14 protein-coding genes and 1 pseudogene are annotated in these 15,276 nt (G+C 68.2%); 7 read left to right on the top strand and 8 right to left on the bottom strand.

The window, feature by feature from the left end; all coding sequences use genetic code 11:
- Positions 1-156: 156 nt before the first annotated feature.
- From HGK34_RS20535 to HGK34_RS20520, 4 genes and pseudogenes are all read left to right on the top strand, one after another.
- Positions 157-1,107, top strand: a pseudogene (locus HGK34_RS20535) (IS481 family transposase); the annotation flags it as partial.
- Positions 1,108-1,274: 167 nt separating this feature from the next.
- Positions 1,275-3,338 (top strand): glycoside hydrolase family 30 protein, encoded by a 2,064-nt coding sequence (locus HGK34_RS20530; RefSeq protein ID WP_201850957.1) that lies wholly within the window; start codon positions 1,275-1,277, stop codon positions 3,336-3,338.
- Positions 3,335-4,390 carry a LacI family DNA-binding transcriptional regulator gene (locus tag HGK34_RS20525; protein WP_201850955.1) on the top strand — a complete coding sequence of 352 codons (1,056 nt, stop codon included), beginning with the start codon at positions 3,335-3,337 and terminating at the stop codon, positions 4,388-4,390. Before HGK34_RS20530 ends, HGK34_RS20525 begins: the two co-directional genes overlap by 4 nt.
- 145 nt (positions 4,391-4,535) lie before the next feature.
- On the top strand, positions 4,536-6,545 hold the full coding sequence (locus tag HGK34_RS20520; protein ID WP_201850953.1) for a hypothetical protein: 2,010 nt from the start codon (positions 4,536-4,538) through the stop codon (positions 6,543-6,545).
- Here HGK34_RS20520 and HGK34_RS23800 read toward each other — a convergent pair.
- Positions 6,439-6,924: a TetR/AcrR family transcriptional regulator C-terminal ligand-binding domain-containing protein gene (locus HGK34_RS23800; RefSeq protein ID WP_201850951.1), complete on the bottom strand. Its 486-nt coding sequence runs from the start codon at positions 6,922-6,924 to the stop codon at positions 6,439-6,441. The genes HGK34_RS20520 and HGK34_RS23800 overlap by 107 nt on opposite strands.
- A 26-nt stretch (positions 6,925-6,950) precedes the next feature.
- On the opposite strand from HGK34_RS23800, the gene HGK34_RS20510 reads away from it, so the two are divergent.
- Positions 6,951-7,178: a hypothetical protein gene (locus HGK34_RS20510; RefSeq protein WP_201850949.1), complete on the top strand. Its 228-nt coding sequence runs from the start codon at positions 6,951-6,953 to the stop codon at positions 7,176-7,178.
- A gap of 226 nt (positions 7,179-7,404) precedes the next feature.
- Here the strand turns inward: HGK34_RS20510 and HGK34_RS20505 are convergent, their stop codons facing one another.
- Positions 7,405-8,283, bottom strand: a complete 879-nt coding sequence (locus HGK34_RS20505) for an alpha/beta fold hydrolase (RefSeq protein WP_201850947.1) — start codon at positions 8,281-8,283, stop codon at positions 7,405-7,407.
- Between the two features lie 27 nt (positions 8,284-8,310).
- Positions 8,311-9,006 (bottom strand): SDR family oxidoreductase, encoded by a 696-nt coding sequence (locus tag HGK34_RS20500; protein ID WP_201850945.1) that lies wholly within the window; start codon positions 9,004-9,006, stop codon positions 8,311-8,313.
- A 107-nt stretch (positions 9,007-9,113) separates the two neighbouring features.
- Here HGK34_RS20500 and HGK34_RS20495 point away from each other — a divergent pair, with 107 nt between their 5' ends.
- Positions 9,114-9,662 (top strand): TetR family transcriptional regulator, encoded by a 549-nt coding sequence (locus tag HGK34_RS20495; protein ID WP_201850943.1) that lies wholly within the window; start codon positions 9,114-9,116, stop codon positions 9,660-9,662.
- A 606-nt stretch (positions 9,663-10,268) separates the two neighbouring features.
- Positions 10,269-10,685, top strand: a complete 417-nt coding sequence (locus HGK34_RS20490; RefSeq protein ID WP_201850941.1) for a hypothetical protein — start codon at positions 10,269-10,271, stop codon at positions 10,683-10,685.
- Positions 10,686-10,831: 146 nt separating this feature from the next.
- On the opposite strand, the gene HGK34_RS20485 is transcribed toward HGK34_RS20490, so the two are convergent.
- The 5 genes from HGK34_RS20485 to HGK34_RS20465 all read right to left on the bottom strand — a co-directional run bounded on the left by HGK34_RS20485 (position 10,832) and on the right by HGK34_RS20465 (position 14,904).
- Positions 10,832-11,029, bottom strand: a complete 198-nt coding sequence (locus HGK34_RS20485; protein ID WP_201850939.1) for a hypothetical protein — start codon at positions 11,027-11,029, stop codon at positions 10,832-10,834.
- Between the two features lie 481 nt (positions 11,030-11,510).
- On the bottom strand, positions 11,511-12,755 hold the full coding sequence (fxlM, locus tag HGK34_RS20480; RefSeq protein ID WP_201850937.1) for a methyltransferase, FxLD system: 1,245 nt from the start codon (positions 12,753-12,755) through the stop codon (positions 11,511-11,513).
- Positions 12,756-12,846: 91 nt separating this feature from the next.
- Positions 12,847-13,182, bottom strand: a complete 336-nt coding sequence (locus HGK34_RS23035) for a helix-turn-helix transcriptional regulator (RefSeq protein WP_280517979.1) — start codon at positions 13,180-13,182, stop codon at positions 12,847-12,849.
- Positions 13,183-13,522: 340 nt separating this feature from the next.
- Positions 13,523-13,900, bottom strand: coding sequence for a hypothetical protein (locus HGK34_RS20470; RefSeq protein ID WP_201850933.1), 378 nt, complete (start codon positions 13,898-13,900; stop codon positions 13,523-13,525).
- A 131-nt stretch (positions 13,901-14,031) separates the two neighbouring features.
- A complete protein-coding gene (locus HGK34_RS20465; RefSeq protein ID WP_201850931.1) occupies positions 14,032-14,904 on the bottom strand; it encodes an HAD family hydrolase in 873 nt (290 codons plus the stop codon).
- Positions 14,905-15,276 lie beyond the last annotated feature (372 nt).

Here is a 15,276-nt window from a genome sequence, read left to right as displayed (position 1 = left end):
CGAATGGGTCGACTGGTACAACCAGCGCCGCGTCCACTCCGCTCTCGACTACGCCTCACCGGCCGCCGTCGAGCACGCCTACTACACTCAAGCCCCGGCCAGAGAGCTGGCCGTCGTCAACAACTGAACTCTCCACAGAACCCGGGGCGGTTCAATCAGGGGTGGCCTCTTCGGCGTGCTGCGGACCGGTTCGGTGTCTCGGTCACCTGTGCTCACCGTTGGGCTACTCGGTACCGCCAGCACGGCCCTGCCGGGATGGTTGACCGTTCCTCCCGGCCACGCTCGTGCCCGCACCGCACCACCGGCCGTCTCGAGCGACGCGTACTGGGGCTGCGGGTCTCGCGCCGTTGGGGGCCGGCCCGGATCGCCTACCACCTGGGCCTGAACATCTCGACGGTCGGCCGGGTCCTTGCCCGCTACGACTGTCCGCGCCTGTCGTGGACCGACCCGGCCACCGGAACCCGGATCCGACGCGCCCGCCCGATCCGCTACGAGCACCCCGCCCCGGGTGACCTGATCCACGTCGACATCAAGAAGCTCGGCCGTATCCCCGACGGCGGCGGGCACAAAGCCCTGGGCCGAGCAGCCGGCAGGAAGAACCGCCACGCTCACCAGGACCCGGCCCGACCCCGCAGGAAGAACGTCAGTGGCGGGCGCCCGAACCTGGGCTACGTCTACCTGCACCACGCCGTGGACGACCACTCCCGCCTGGCCTACTCCGAGATGCTGCCCGACGAGACCAAACAGACCGCCGCCGCGTTCATGACCCGCGCCCTGGAACACTTCCAAACACTCGGCATCACCGTGACCCGGGTACTGACCGACAACGGGGCCTGCTACCGCTCACGCGACTTCGCCAAGGTCCTGACCGACGCCCAGGTCAAGCACAAACGCACCTACCGGCCACAGACCAACGGCAAGGTCGAGCGCTTCAACCGAACCCTGCAAGAAGAATGGGCCTACGCCCGCGCCTACACCAGCGAGTCCGAACGCGCAGCGGCCTACCCTGGATTCCTACACCGGTACAACCACCACCGGCCCCACACCGCACTCGAAGGCTCCTGCCCCGCCGACCGCGTACCCAACCTGCCGGGTCAGTACACCTAGGTGGCCTCGATCGTGCCGATCTGGTCCGCGGTCAGCCCTGGGCCGAGCCTGACGTTGAAGTGCTGGAGTGCCTCGATCGTGAGGCCGTGACGCTGTCAAGGACGTCTCAGTCCGCACCGATGGCAGGGGAACGTGGGCTACTGTTTATTCGAATCGATGATGTCGTCGTGTTGGAGATCACTGTGGTCAAGGATGGCGGAATCCAGTCGGTTGACCTTCGTCCGGGCGTGAGTGACCGCCGGTTTGACGGGATCGGGGCGGTCAACGGCGGAGGAGCGACCTCGGTACTGCTCAAGGACTACCCCCGGGAGCAGCGCGACCAGATCCTTGATCTGGTCTTCGCGCCCAAGTTCGGTGCGTCGGTCAGTGCGATGCTCGTGGAGGTCCCCGGCGACGGCAACTCGACCCAGGGGTCCATGCCCAGCCACAGGCACACCCGCGGCGACCTCGAGGCGCACCGCGGCTACACGTGGTGGGTGATGCGGGAGGCGAAGCGTCGCAACCCGGCGTTGAGCCTGGACGCGGTCGCGTGGAGTGCGCCGGGCTGGATCGGGGACGGCGAATTCTGGTCGCAGGACATGGCCGACTACTACGTGTCGTGGGCGCAGATCCTTCGTGACACGCATGGGCTCGATCTGGATGCAATCGGGTGTCGCAACGAGAAGGGCGTGAGCCTCCATTTCGCCAAGTGCCTGCGCGCGGCGTTGGACGAGGCTGGGTTCGGTTCGGTCTTGCTTCACGCGTTCGACGACTGGCCAGCTGACAAGTTCGATTTCGTCGAGGAACTGCGGCGCGATCCGGAAGCGGTCGCGGCGATCGATGTCATCGGCGCGCATGTGATGTACGGCACCGGCGTGCATGCGCCCGCCGAGGTCCGCGAGTGGGCCGGGGCGATGGGGAAGCCGATCTGGAACACGGAGGACCACGTCTACCGATCCGGTTACGACTGCCTGATCGGCATCGTCAAGTGCTTCAACGAGAACTATCTGCTCAGCGGTGCCACGAAGGTCGTGCTCTGGTACGACGTTGCGGGTGTCTACCCGACCGAGCCGTACGCGGTGGAGCCTGCGATGATCGTGGCCCATGAGCCGTGGAGCGGGCACTATCGGGTGCGGGATGCGCTGTGGGGCTACGCCCACTACGGGCAGTTCACCGAGCTCGGATGGATCTACGTGGACGGCGCCTGCACCTTCCTGGACGGCGGTGGCAGCGTCGTCGCGCTGCGTTCAGCGGATGGCGACTTCAGCATTGTCGCCGAGACCAAGGACGCGGCCGCTGTTCAGCGGCTACGCATGCACGTCCCCAGCGATCTGGCCCAGGGCCCGGTGACGATCTGGCGCAGTGACGCCACCGAGCAGTTCCAGCACCTGGGCTTCGTCCGGATCGAGGACGGGACGATCGAGATCGACCTTGCTCCCAACTCGGTGTATTCGCTGTCAACGACGTCCGGTCAGCGCAAGGGCGGATTCGTCGATGTGCCGTCCAGCACCCCTTTTCCGTTCCCTTACCGCGATACCTTCGCGGGCTACGACGACCCGGGAGCGCGCGGCTTCCTGCCCCGCTTCACCGCCGATATCGCTGGAGCCTTCGAGTTGGTCCCCGCCCCTGGCGACGTGGGCACCTGCCTCCGGCAGACCGTGCCCGCTCCAACACTGTCGTGGGCCCCGGACTGGCGGCCATACACGATCATCGGTGACGGCGACTGGGGCGACTACGAGGTCAGTGTCAGCGTCCTGCTCGAACCGGGGGAAGGCGCCGCCGTCATGGGTCGCATCAATCATGTCGGTACGGGATACGGCTTCATCCCCAGGTGCTACCTGTTCGAACTGACGGCGGACGGCACGTGCCGTCTGGTCTCGGTCAACGGCAAGGAGGACCAGCGGGAACTGGTCGGTGACGCCGAGCAGCGGGCTGTCATCGCGGCCGCCGCCGGGGACGGCACCGGCGGCGAGCGCACCCTGGGAAAGGCCAGGGCGACCGACGCGCAGGGCAGGTGGCAGCGCATGACGCTGCGGTTCGCTGGCGCAGACATCACCGCGCTGCTTGACGGTGAGGTGATCCTTGAAGCCGTGGACACCACCCACCAGGCCGGAATGGTGGGCCTGCTGGCCGGAGTCGAGCCTTCCTTCAGCAGGCCTCGCTTCGCAGACCTGGTCGTCAAGGCGCTCGGGGCGGACGATCCGGCGGCTACCGCCGCCTCAGGGGCACAACTGTACGGGCGGGCCTCATGAGCGCGCGCCGGACCGTCCCCACCAGTTACGACGTCGCGAAGCTGGCCGGCGTCTCGCAGAGCACGGTCTCGTACGTCATGAACGGCAAACGACCGATCTCCCAGGCCACAAGGGACCGCGTGCTCGCCGCCGTCGAGGAACTCACCTATCAGCCGAATGCAGGTGCCCGCGCACTGCGCGGACGCAAGACCTATGTCATCGCCCTCATGGTCCACCTCGACTCGGGCGCCGATCCCCGTGACAGCATCCCGTACATCGATGCGGTCATCGAGACCGCACGGAGTCGCGACCACGACGTCGTACTCATCACCACCGATGAGGGGCCTGAGGGGCTCAAGCGGATGGCCGGGCGCCAGAACTGCGATGCCTTCGTCCTGATGGACATCCGCCACGATGATGACCGCATCGTGACCGCCGCGACTCTCGGCCTCCCGGTGGTCCTCGTGGGTACTCCCGCGGACCGTGCCGGCCTGGACGCGGTCGACCACGACGCCCGCCGGGCTGCCGAGCTCATGATCGATGAGCTGGCCGATACCGGCCACGAGCACGCCGTACTCGTGGGAGAGCCAGGCGGCACCATTCCCGGTCAGTTCTGGTTCATCAGCGCCTTCCACGACGGCTGCCGTGCCCGTGCCGCCGAACGAGGCTTGGACTTCACCGTGGTGGACCCGGCAAGGCGTGGTTGGACAGGCGTCAGCGCCGTCGCATCCCGGCTGCTCGAGTTCCGCAGCCGCCGTCTCGGCCTGATCGCTCGTACCCCACAGGTCACCGAGTGGCTCCTCTGCCTGGCCCAGCTCCACAGTCTTCGTCCCGGGGTAGACCTCTCGATCATCGGCATGTGCGCGGACGACGTCGCTGCATCCTTCGACCCGCCGGTGTCGAACGTCTCGCCGCGTGCCCGCGAGGTCTCGACGCTGGCCGTGGAGATCCTGTTCGACAGGATGGACGACGACCATCGCGAACCAGTCGTGCACCTGGTCGCCCCCACCGACCTCACCCGCCGCTCGACCACTGCAGTCTTCGCTGAGCCGAGCGCACTGTCGGCGCGTTGACACCGATGAGATCCCCGAGATCGAGCCGCCGAGTCGATTCGAATCGACCGTTGCGTTGTCTTACTCGGCACGAGCCGCCTTCGCCACCCACCATTTGCCCAGGTCCCGGACATCGATCCGGGTGAAACCGAAAGGCTGTGTCCACGTGCCTGCCATCGCTACCACCACGACGCTCACCTTCGGGGCCGGGCGCGCCGCTCTCGACCCGGCCACCGGCGCTCCGCAACAGTTCACCGACGACGCGGATCCGGCTCGCCGCTACCTGCTCGACGCCGGGGACTCCACCTGGCATTCGATCGAGCACCAGTGGGGCTCGGGCCACGTGACCACCGACTGTGGCGGCGCCCGCTGGCACACCCCTGCCGTGCTGCGCGAGTCCGACGCCGGTATCGAAGCCGTCCACCGGCTGCCGCACGATCTGCGAATGGACGTGCGTCGCTGGGTCGACGGCGAGGTGCTGCGGGAGCAGTACGTCCTGCGCAACGACGGCGCCGAGACGCGGAGCGTCACCGGTCTGGGCGTCCAGACCCCGTTCGGCGACGTGTACGCCGGCGCCGAGGATTCCCTGGACCGCTCCGTCCACGCCCACCTCTTCACCGGCGGAACCTGGGCGTGGGCCCTCGCGCGGCCCATGTCCGGGGCCGGTCGCCTCCTCGGCCTGATCGTGCGTGAGGGCGCCGTGCGCGCGTACTCGATCGAGTCGCGCAACCCCGGAACGTTTTCGAACGTCCGCGGGCACATCGCGCTCCTGGCCACCGACCGCGCCCGGAACCCCGAGGCGTTCGGCGGGCAGCCCGAGCTCACCCTTGCGCCTGGCGAGGAGCACGTCCTCGAATGGGAACTCGGCTGGTACGAGTCGGTGGACGAGTTCTTGGCGGCGACGGCGGCCCCAGCGGTGTTCTCCGCCTACGCGGCCCGCACCGGTGAGGCGATCACGGTGGAGGCCGCTGAGGTGACCAGCCCTGACGCCACCGTCATCCGTGTCGGCGACAGGCGCTTCCACGTCTCGGCCGAGGTACACGGCACCTACACCGTCGACGTCGACGGCACGGCCCGTACCGAGGTCCTCTTCCACGACTCCCTCGAGGACGTCGTGCGCCGCCGCGTCGACTACATCATCCGTCACCAGGTCGCCCGGGAGCGGCCGGGGCTCCTCGCCCACGCCTTCGTCCCGGTCGACGTGCGCACCCGGACCACCTTGCCGACAAACGGCTGGCCGGACTGGACCGACGGGTCCGAGCGCGTCGCCATGCCCGTCCTGATCCAGCTCGCAGCACTGCGCGGATGGGCCGACCCTGCTGAGGTCAGGACCTTGCTGGAAGGCTGGGGCGAGTTCGCCTGGACCCACCTGTTCGACGAGGAGGCGACACCCACGCGCGGATCCCAGGTCGGCAGGGTTCCCAGGTTGTACGACGCACCCTGGCACGCCCAGTTCTTCCACGACCACCACCGGCTCACCGGCAGCGGCGTCGCCCTCGACCGCGCCGCTCGGATCATCGAGCGCAACTTCGCCCTCGGTGGAGCGGCCCACCTGTCGATCACCCTGTCCGAGACGATCCTCGCCGTCGCTGCCGGTCTTGACGCCGCCGGTGAACCCGTCCGGGCCGAGGTGCTGCGGCAGCGCCTGCTCGAGAGCGCCTGGTCCTTCGTGCGGATCGGCAGGGGCCTGCCCCCGCATGAGGTGAACTACGAGCAGTCGATCGTGGCGCCACTGATCGACCTCTTGGTCGCGGCCTATGGCCTCACCGGCGACCAGGCATTCCACGACGCCATCGCCGAGCGTCTGCCCTGGCTCCTGGCCTTCTCCGGTCCGCAGCCGCACGTGCGCCTTCACGGCGTCGCGATCCGGCACTGGGACGGCTACTGGTTCGGCATCGAGCGGCTATGGGGCGATGTATTCCCCCACCACTGGAGCGCCCTCACCGCTGCCACCCTGCACCGCCTGCCCCGCGACCTGCGTACCACGGAGACTGAGCGGATCACTGAAGCGATCCTGCGCGCGAACATGGCCAACCAGTTCCCTGACGGCTCCGCCACCTGCGCGTACGTCATGCCCTCCAGCGTCGACGGCCGCGCCGCCCACTTGTCCGACCCCCTCGCCAACGACCAGGACTGGCACCTGGTGCTGTGGCTACGCGCACTCGACGAGCGCTAACCAAGACGACGTCGATCTCCGCCTTATCCACAACGTACGGTCCGGGCTCACTGTCCGCCGCCCCGGCGAGGCCGTGGGCGCCCTGCAGTTCCATCGCGCCGTGAAGCAGGAGGCCGAGCAGGCGCGCGACGATCGTGGCGGGCTCGTCGCGCCGGTCGAGCACGACATAGAGCAACGCTGCCGCGAGCGCATCCGCGAGGACGTCGGGGTCGACGTCCTCGCGGATCTCCCCGGTGGCCTGAGCGGTGCGGACCCGCTTCACGATCTGGTCGTGGCCGGGCGTGGTGAGATGGTTCTGCAGTGCCGCCGCGTCGGTGTTGCGTGCGGCGGACGCGGCGGTGAGGTCGCGCACGATGGCGGCGTTGTTCGGCGTCGCCATTGCGGTCAGACGTCATCAGCACAGCGATGGGCTTGCAGGAGTTGGCCGGCGAATCCGCCGACCTGATGAGGTCGATGCTCGACCGGTCCGCGCTGGGCAGGATGGGTGACCCTGAGGAGATCGCCGCGGTCAGCGCGCTCTACGCCGACCACACCGGACTCCCGCCGACGCTCATCTTCAGCGGCGACCGGGAGATGCTCGACTCCGACGCGCGGCGACTGCAACAGGCGAACCCACTGGTCGATCATCGCTAGTACGCGGAGATGGCACACGTGTTCCCGCTCGGCGGGACACGGGAGGCGGTGCACGCGTTCGACGAATCTGCCGCGTTCATCAACGCGGCGTGGCAGCCGGCAGCCTGAGGCCACTGGCCGGGTTCCGGGACGAACTCGATCGCCTCCTCGCGGAGTCGAGGCACGACGATGCGGGGTAGGGCAGCCGTCAGGGAGGACGGCTACCCCACCTGCCCGACGTCTTGGATCAGTCGGCGCGTTCGAGGAATTCCAGGGCCGCCGCGGTGAACTCCGTGTGATGCTGGAAGATCCCGCCGTGGCCTGCGTCCGGGTAGAGCGGGACGAGTTCGCCGTGGGGCAGGCGATCGGCGAGGTCGATCGTGTTTCGGCTGGGCACCATGGCGTCGGTCTCGCCGTTGGCGAGCAGGACCGGGTGTCCGATGCGCGACAGGTCCCACGGCGACTGCTTCCCCCACCGATGAATGGCCTTCATCTGCGCGCTGAACGTCGCGTTGGCAACGGGGCCGTCACGGTCTTCGGTGCGCTCCTGCAGCCGGTCGAGGAACGCCTGCGCGGCAGCACGACCGGTCGCCGTGCCGGTGAAGAACAGGTGGTACTTCGGGTGCTTGCGGCGGACCAGAGCCTTGATGGTGGGAACGATGCTGGTCCAGCGGATCTTGTCGATCCCGGGCCCTCCGGCGGGCCCGGTTCCCGCGAGGACGGCCCGACGGACCAGTGCGGGTTCCCGTTCGAGGACGGCCTGGGCGACGAAACCGCCCAGCGAGAACCCGAACAGATCGACCCTCTCGTGACCGAGCGCCCGGACGAACGCGACCGCATCAGCAGCCATGGCCTCCACCGTCTGCGGTGTCGAGCCCGTCGAGGCACCGACGCCGCGGTTGTCGAAGGCGATCACGTGACGCGTGGCGGCGAGCCCGTCGATCAGGCGGGGGTCCCAGTCGTCGAGATTGGCGGCGAGGTGGTGCAGCAGGATCACGGGCGTGCCGCCCCTGGGTCCGAGTTCACGGTACGCGAACTCGGCGTCGCCGACCCGGACGGACCGGGTGGGTACGTCGTGGGAAGAGGGGGACGGGCGAGCGGCACCACTGATCGAGGCCTGGCTCATGGCGAGTTCCTTTCAGCTCGGTGCAGTTCAGGCGACCTGGGTCGGGATGGGGCCGTACGCCAGGCCTTGGCGGACCTGGCGGGTGAGGTCGTCGGCGAGAATCTCGCTGGCGCCCGACGCGATGCCGTCCAGCGCCTGGGCGGCGACATCGGCGGGGTCCGCCTTGGGGACCTCGCCCATACCGGCGGTCATGTCGGTGTCCATCAGACCGACGTGGAGGCCGGAGACCGTGATCCGCTGCGGGGCGAGCTCCTCGCGGGTCGCGTCGGTCAGGGCCCATGCGGCAGCCTTGGCCGCGGCGTAACCCCCGGCTTGCGCCGGGTGCATCCAGGAGACGACCGAGAGGACGTTGAGGATCGCGCCACCCCCGTTAGCTGCGATGACCGGCGCAAACGCCCGTGTCACGCGCAGCGGTCCGTAGAAGTTGGTGTCGATTTCGCGGTCGATGCTGCCCATGTCGCCGGTACCCAGCGGCGTGTAGGTCGAGATCCCGGCGTTGTTGATCAGCACGGTCGTGTCGGCGGCGATCTTGGCGGCCGCGTGGATGGAAGCATCGTCGGTCACGTCCAGACGCAGTGCAGTGACGCCGGGCAGATCAAGCGCGTCGGGATGGCGTACGGCCGCGTAGACGGCAGCGCCGCGGTCGAGCAGTTGAGTGGCCAGGTGGCGCCCCAGGCCACGGTTTGCGCCGGTGACCAGTGCGGTTGCGCCGTTGAGTTCCATGTTCGTCTCCTCGTGCTGAGCCCGTAGGCGGTCGTTTAGATTACGCCCGTAATCTATAGCTCGATGGTAGATTAGATGGCGCTCAACATCCAAGAGGGAGACGGTGAATGGGACGCGCATCACAGGCCCAGGCGCAGGAAAATCGGCAACGGGTGATCGAGACGGCATCGCGACTGTTCCGCGAGTCGGGCACCGAGGTCAGCGTTGCCGACCTGATGAAGGCGGCGGGCCTGACCCACGGCGGCTTCTACAAGCAGTTCACGTCCAAGGGGGCGCTCATCGCCGAGGCGGCAGCACACGCCTTCGACGAGCAGACACGCCTTCGCGCCGCGGTGCTGGAGCAGCACCCGGGTCATCGCGACGACGCACAGCGGGAGGTCATCGACGCCTACCTGTCGCCCGAACACCGCGACCGCGCCGCCGACGGCTGCCCGATCGCCGGGCTCGCGGTCGACGTCGCCCGCGGCCACGGCAGCCCGGAAGCGCGCCAGGTTTTCGCCGAACAGGTCGAAGCCACCGCCGAATGGCTGGCCACCAAGGACGACGACGGACTCACCCGGCTCGCGACCATGGTCGGCGCACTCATTCTCGCGCGCGCCACCAAGGACGCGCCGATCTCGGAGAACTTCCTCACCGCAGCGCGCAAAGCCCTCTGAACGGCACACCTCTACGCCGTGCTACCAGCCACACCGTCGGCGAAGCCATCGTCTGGTTCACCGACGAGATCACGTCGGGATCGAGTACGCGTACTGCCTGGGCGGCGCTCCCCCGAGAGGCCACGAGCCGAGCAGATCACATGCCACTCGGCTCAATCATGACCGTCGCTGGAGCCCTCGACGCCGTCACCTCGATCTGCTCGACCTCACTCATCGCTGACCCCAGACGTCGATGACCATGAGGGTCAGTTGGACACGAGCCGACGCACATCGGCGTCGTCACGCCACGAACCGGTTGACAGTCTTCGGCGGCCGCAATCACGGAAGCCGCCGGGTCCATGACGTCACGACGTTCCGCCGGGCGTCCCGACGTTTGTCGCGTCAGGGCGCCAACGTGCGCCCGGAAAATGGGCTGCAAGACCGGCTCTCCTGGGTCTTACGCTTCATCGGATTGATGTCAACCAAGGAGCAAGGATGATCTGGCCGCTGCGCAAGCGCCGCCGCTCGTGTCGCTGCGTGCCGTCCTGGCCGGCCCTCGTCGTCGACTCGGACGGGTGCCTCCTGCAGGCGGAGCCAGCCGAGGCGCCTCCGCCGTAGCCTCTCTCCATGGCCGATACCTCCACGGACTGGCACGACCGCGACATCGCAGAGCGGAAGGTCCTCATCAACGCCTGCGAAGAGGCCTATGTCAGCGAGATCCTGCCCGAGAGCTACGTCCTCACCGCACACGGCCGGACACAGGACTACCCCGCGCTCTCGGTGAACGAAGCAGTTGCCGTCATAGGACGCGTGATCAGCGACGGGGCGGTCGGTTTCTACCACGAGGACAACGTGGAAGCAGAGATCCTGGGTGATGCAGCTCTTTGCGTCATCGCGACAGAAACGATCTGGAACCCGGGTAGCGGCGGCGTGCACCTCTTCCTCACCGAGACCGGCGAGGCCGTGGCCGGGCTCAAGCCTGATGCCATCAGGCCCAGGCAGGCGACAACCGAGCCGGCCTGGCCGCCAACCTCTACAGGTTGATCATGTGGGTTGAGGGTGCGGGAGAGTTGGGATTTCTGCGGCTTCTAGGGTATCGAGGGTGGGGCGTGGCTGCTGCGTGCCACTCCGGAATGGTGCAGGTGAGGCGCCGGAGAGGTCCTCTCCGCAGCGCCACATGTCACCACAATTCAGGTCGGCCTCAGTCCAAGTAGTTTCGCGAGGAACGCTCGTGTCGCGAAGGAGTTGGAATGAACTCTGAGTCCTGCCTGCATGACTGGCTGCGTCAACGGCGTGCTCATCGACCGGCCGACGTCGCCGGTCGCGACCGTTCCCATGAAGTACCGGTAGCCATCCCCGGCCGACATCTTCTTCATCGACACCGCCATGCGCACACACCTCCTCAGTCGGAGGTGTGCAATGGTCACCAGCCCGCGGAAAACCGCTCCAGCACCACCGAACATCTCTGGTCCCCCTCGATCTGCAAGAGGCGTGATCGCGCGAGAGGGGAGGGGGGCATGGCGAGTTCGGGAAGGGGCTGGCATGGTGGAAGTGGGCGCATTGGGGCGATGGCTGGATCGGGTGGTGTGGACGGAATAGGTGGATAGGTTGTCGAGCGGCGTTGAGGGTGAAGGCGGGACTGCAGGACAGAATCTGTAGACGAGAACATTGGCAGTGGAACCCACCAGGACCCTCCATCGCGCCGTGGAGCGCGAGGCCAATCTGTCCAGGCCGTTCGTCTCTCCGCCCCGCGACCACACCGAACGGCGCGACAACCCGGGCTTCCTCACCGGGGCAGCTGGCGTCGCCCTCGCGCTCGCCGAGTGCGCCGGCCTGCCAGCTCCACCGGTCCTGACCGGCCGTCCGGGACTACGCCGTCGCCGCCGTCAGGGGCGCAGTCGTGATGACGAAGGTGTGGTCGGCCTTGTCGATCACCGCGAGCGCGTCGTCCTGGCCCGTGATTGGTAGGCCGTCCTTGGGACGAGCCTCGATCGTCACCTGGACGCGGCCGTCAGTGTCCCGCTGCCAGTCGATGGCCCGGTCGACGAGCTGCTGGGCCAGGCGCGCACCGTCAGGGCCGAAGCCGGTCGCGCCGATCTGCAGCATCGGCATCTCATCGACCCCGCCGACGCGCCGTGCTGTCAGGTACGCCAGCGACGCACCGGAATGGACGCCCCAGGCGCCCCACGGGTCCTTCGGGCGAGGAACACGCCCCACGGCCACAGCGTCCTTGTCCACGAACACCCGGCAGAAGCCCGGCAGCGTCGCGAGCCAGAGATCCTGATTCTCCGTCCACGCCCACGGAGCCTCGATGTCAGTCCAGATCGTCTCCGGCTCGCTCTCCAGCACGCCCGCGAACGCAGCGACGTCGACCTGCTGCTCATCGTCGACACGCAGGGTCACGTCAGGCCCCGGACCGAGTGGAATGTTCTGCTCCACGACCGAGCCGATGCCCTTCATGGGGATGAAGCCGTCTTCGTTCACCGTGACGCTGCGCAGGTGGTCGCCGTCGGCCTCGAACGCGGTGACTCGGGTCAGGCCCCGTAGCCGCAGTGGCAGGACCACGCGGCCACCGGGCGCGAGCTGGTCACGCCAGGCCGGTGCGACGTCCCATGCTCCGGCGGTCACCAAGATCCGGTCGAAGGGTGCGTCGTCCGGTGCGCCGAGCGTGCCGTCCCCGGTGATGACCTTGACCTGATCCGCGCCGTAGGAGGCCAGGGCGTTGCGGGCGGCGTCGGCCACCTGCGGGTCGTACTCGATCGTCGTGACCGTGCCCGAGGGCCCGACCAGGTGAGCCAGCAGGGCCGCGTTGTAGCCGGTGCCCGCGCCGATCTCCAGCACCCGATGGCCCGGCTTGACCTCGGCCTGTTCCAGCATCCCGGCCACCGTGCCCGGCGCCGACGCCGAACTGGTCGCCACGCCCTCGGAGTCCCAGTGCGTCACCACGGCACCCAGCCCATACGCCTTCTCCACCGGCACGTGAGGGACGAACATGTGCCGGGGCACCACGGTCATCGCCTCGGTGACCTCCGCAGCAAGCGCACGGCCCTGCAGTTCTCGCAGCCGCTCCAGCATCTGGGCGATCAACGACTCGGTGCTCTCCGTCTTGTCCACCCATCGAGGCTACGAGCCGGACCGACGCGACACGCCCGAGAGCCCGCGATCTGCGCGAGGTGCCTGCGAGATGCCCGATCGGGCCGTAGGACTATGCGATCCCCACGGCGGGCACCGCTTCTCCCCCACCGCCGTCGTCGTCGTTCACCTCCACGACGTGGAGCAGCCGGACGGGTTCGCCGGGACCGGGTTTTCTCAGGAGCATGTCGAGTTCGGCCCGTGACAGATCCAAGGCGCGGCACAAGCGGTCGCGGGCCCACAGGTGAGGCGTCGTGGTTCCCCGTTCCCACCTGCCGACGGTTGAAGGCTGGACATCGATCTCTCGGGCCAGGCCCTCCTGGGTGAGACCCATCTCGTATCGCCGTCGGGCCAGACCTGTTCGCCGCCCGGCTCCTGACCGAGCAGGCGTGCTCGACGGCGAGCGCATGGATGCGATGAGCCCCATCGCGGTTGCAGCCTCTGCCCCCACCACGATGATGACCGTCTGCGCGTCCGCTCCACCGATGAGCCTTTCGAGCTGCTCGGGTAGGCGGTCGGCGACGCGATAGGTCGAATCCGACCCGGTACTGCGCATGCATACCTCCGTGTCGTCGGTCGTACAGGGCGGTGCGGGACATGGGCCCGTAGCAGGCCAAGGCCCAGGGCGTGGCCTTGGCCTGCTACGGGGTCACCCGCCGGGGGTGGCGGGGTTGCGGCCGGACGCCGTGCCTGGAGGCGCAGGAAGGGGCTTCCCGGGAGGTGCGCGTCCGGCCGCAAGTTCTCTGATGTCACAGGGGGTGCTGTTCGCCGGGCCGCTTGGAGTGCTTGCCTCGGGCGGCGTCGAAGTCACGGCGTGGCATGACCCGCTCGAAGACGCCACCAGCCGGAGCGCTCGGGGCGCCGAGCACGACGCATGCCGCGCCGACGGCGGCAAGTTCCTTCTCCAGCCGCTTCCGGGCGGCGGACAGGAGCGCGTCGCCGGGCAGGATCACCACCTCTGCGCGCTCGTCCATGGCGTGCTTGGTGAGCTGGCTGATCGTGGCGGCGTCACGCCGGTCCTCGATCACGTGCGCGAGCAGGTAGCCGTGGTCGCGCGCGTGAATCTGCACGACGGCGAGCTGCGCGGCGTCGCGGGCGTAGCCGACAGCGACTGCGGTGCGGGTCATGCGCATCCTTCCGACGGAACGAGCAGGGGCCGAGATCAATGCCACCTGAGCCGAGCCAGGCACACGATCACGAGGACGAGGACGTAGACACAGATCAGGACGCCGACGAGCATTGGAGCCCCCTTTCGCGGTCAATCTGCGGCGATCTCGGGAACGCGGACCGGCCTGGCCAGCTCGGTGGCGACCGGTCTGCCGCTGGCAACAGCGCTGAGGATGGACGCGGCGCCGTGCTGTTCGAGAGTTCCGGTGGTGGCACTCGCGGCAGCACGCACCACGGCGGGCGCGCTTCCCATCGCGATCGATGTGGCAGGCCATTTGAAGGCCGGGATGTCGTTGACTCCGTCGCCAACCGCGAGGGTGCGGTCGGGGTGGACGCCCAGTCGTCGTCTGACCCGGTACAGGGCGGTGGCCTTGGACACCAGGGGCGGCGTGACATCGACCCAGGAGTCGGCGGTGGGGATAGCAGTCATGCCCAGCGCCTGCACCTGTCGCAGCAGCGCTGGAACGACGCCGGGGGCATGCAGAACCAGTCGCGGCGTGGCCTCGGGGAGTCCGTCGTGGGCGACGACGTTCTGTCGCCCGTTGAGCAGGCCCGGTCCGAACCGGCTGGTGACGTGGTACCCGAAGCCGATCTCCTCGACAGCCACAGCGGTCTCGGCCATCAGTTCCCGGACCAGCGCGACCACACGCTTCACGTCGAGTGTGAAAGCGTCCGTGATTACGTACCCACCGGGCGCGTTCGCAGCGAGTCGTGCGGTGACCGCGCCGTTGGAGGTGATGATCCACCCGGAGGTCAACCCGAGGCTGGCCGCCACCGGCAGCGCGCCCACGAGTGACCGTCCGGTACAGAGCACCACATGGTGCCCCGCCGCCACGACATCTTGCGCAGCGTCCGCGGTGACCGGAGGAACGTCGATGGCACCTTCAGGGACGAGGGTGCCGTCGATGTCGAGCATCACGAGCATCGGACCATCCGGGCGTGGAGTCGTGGTTGCGTTCGTCATGAGCATTTCCTCGGGCGATCGGCAGCGGGCGGGCTTGTTCATGCTGGGAAACAGCCTGCGTACCCGCCGGTGCTTCGCGCGATGACGAAAGCGGCGCCAAAAAGGCGACATTGCGGCGACATTTGGCTAGGCTCGCGGTCATGACGACAACGCCCAACACCGTCCTGCGGGCTTGGCGAGTGAGCCGTCGGATGAGTCAGGACGGCATGGCACGCGCGGTGCAGGAGGCCGGCGCCCGCATCGGCGGGCGTGTCAAATACCTCGTGTAAGGCTGTGGGCCTGATCGAGATGGAGTGTGCTGGACGAGATGACGATGGAAGATGTGGAGCTGACGGGTTCGGGGACGGATGCGACCTCGGCTCTGGCGGCCGA

The organism is Myceligenerans indicum, assembly GCF_016742955.1.
Taxonomy (GTDB): domain Bacteria; phylum Actinomycetota; class Actinomycetes; order Actinomycetales; family Cellulomonadaceae; genus Myceligenerans; species Myceligenerans indicum.
Note: the sequence above shows the minus strand (reverse complement) of the source record. Positions and strands in the feature narration are given on the sequence as shown.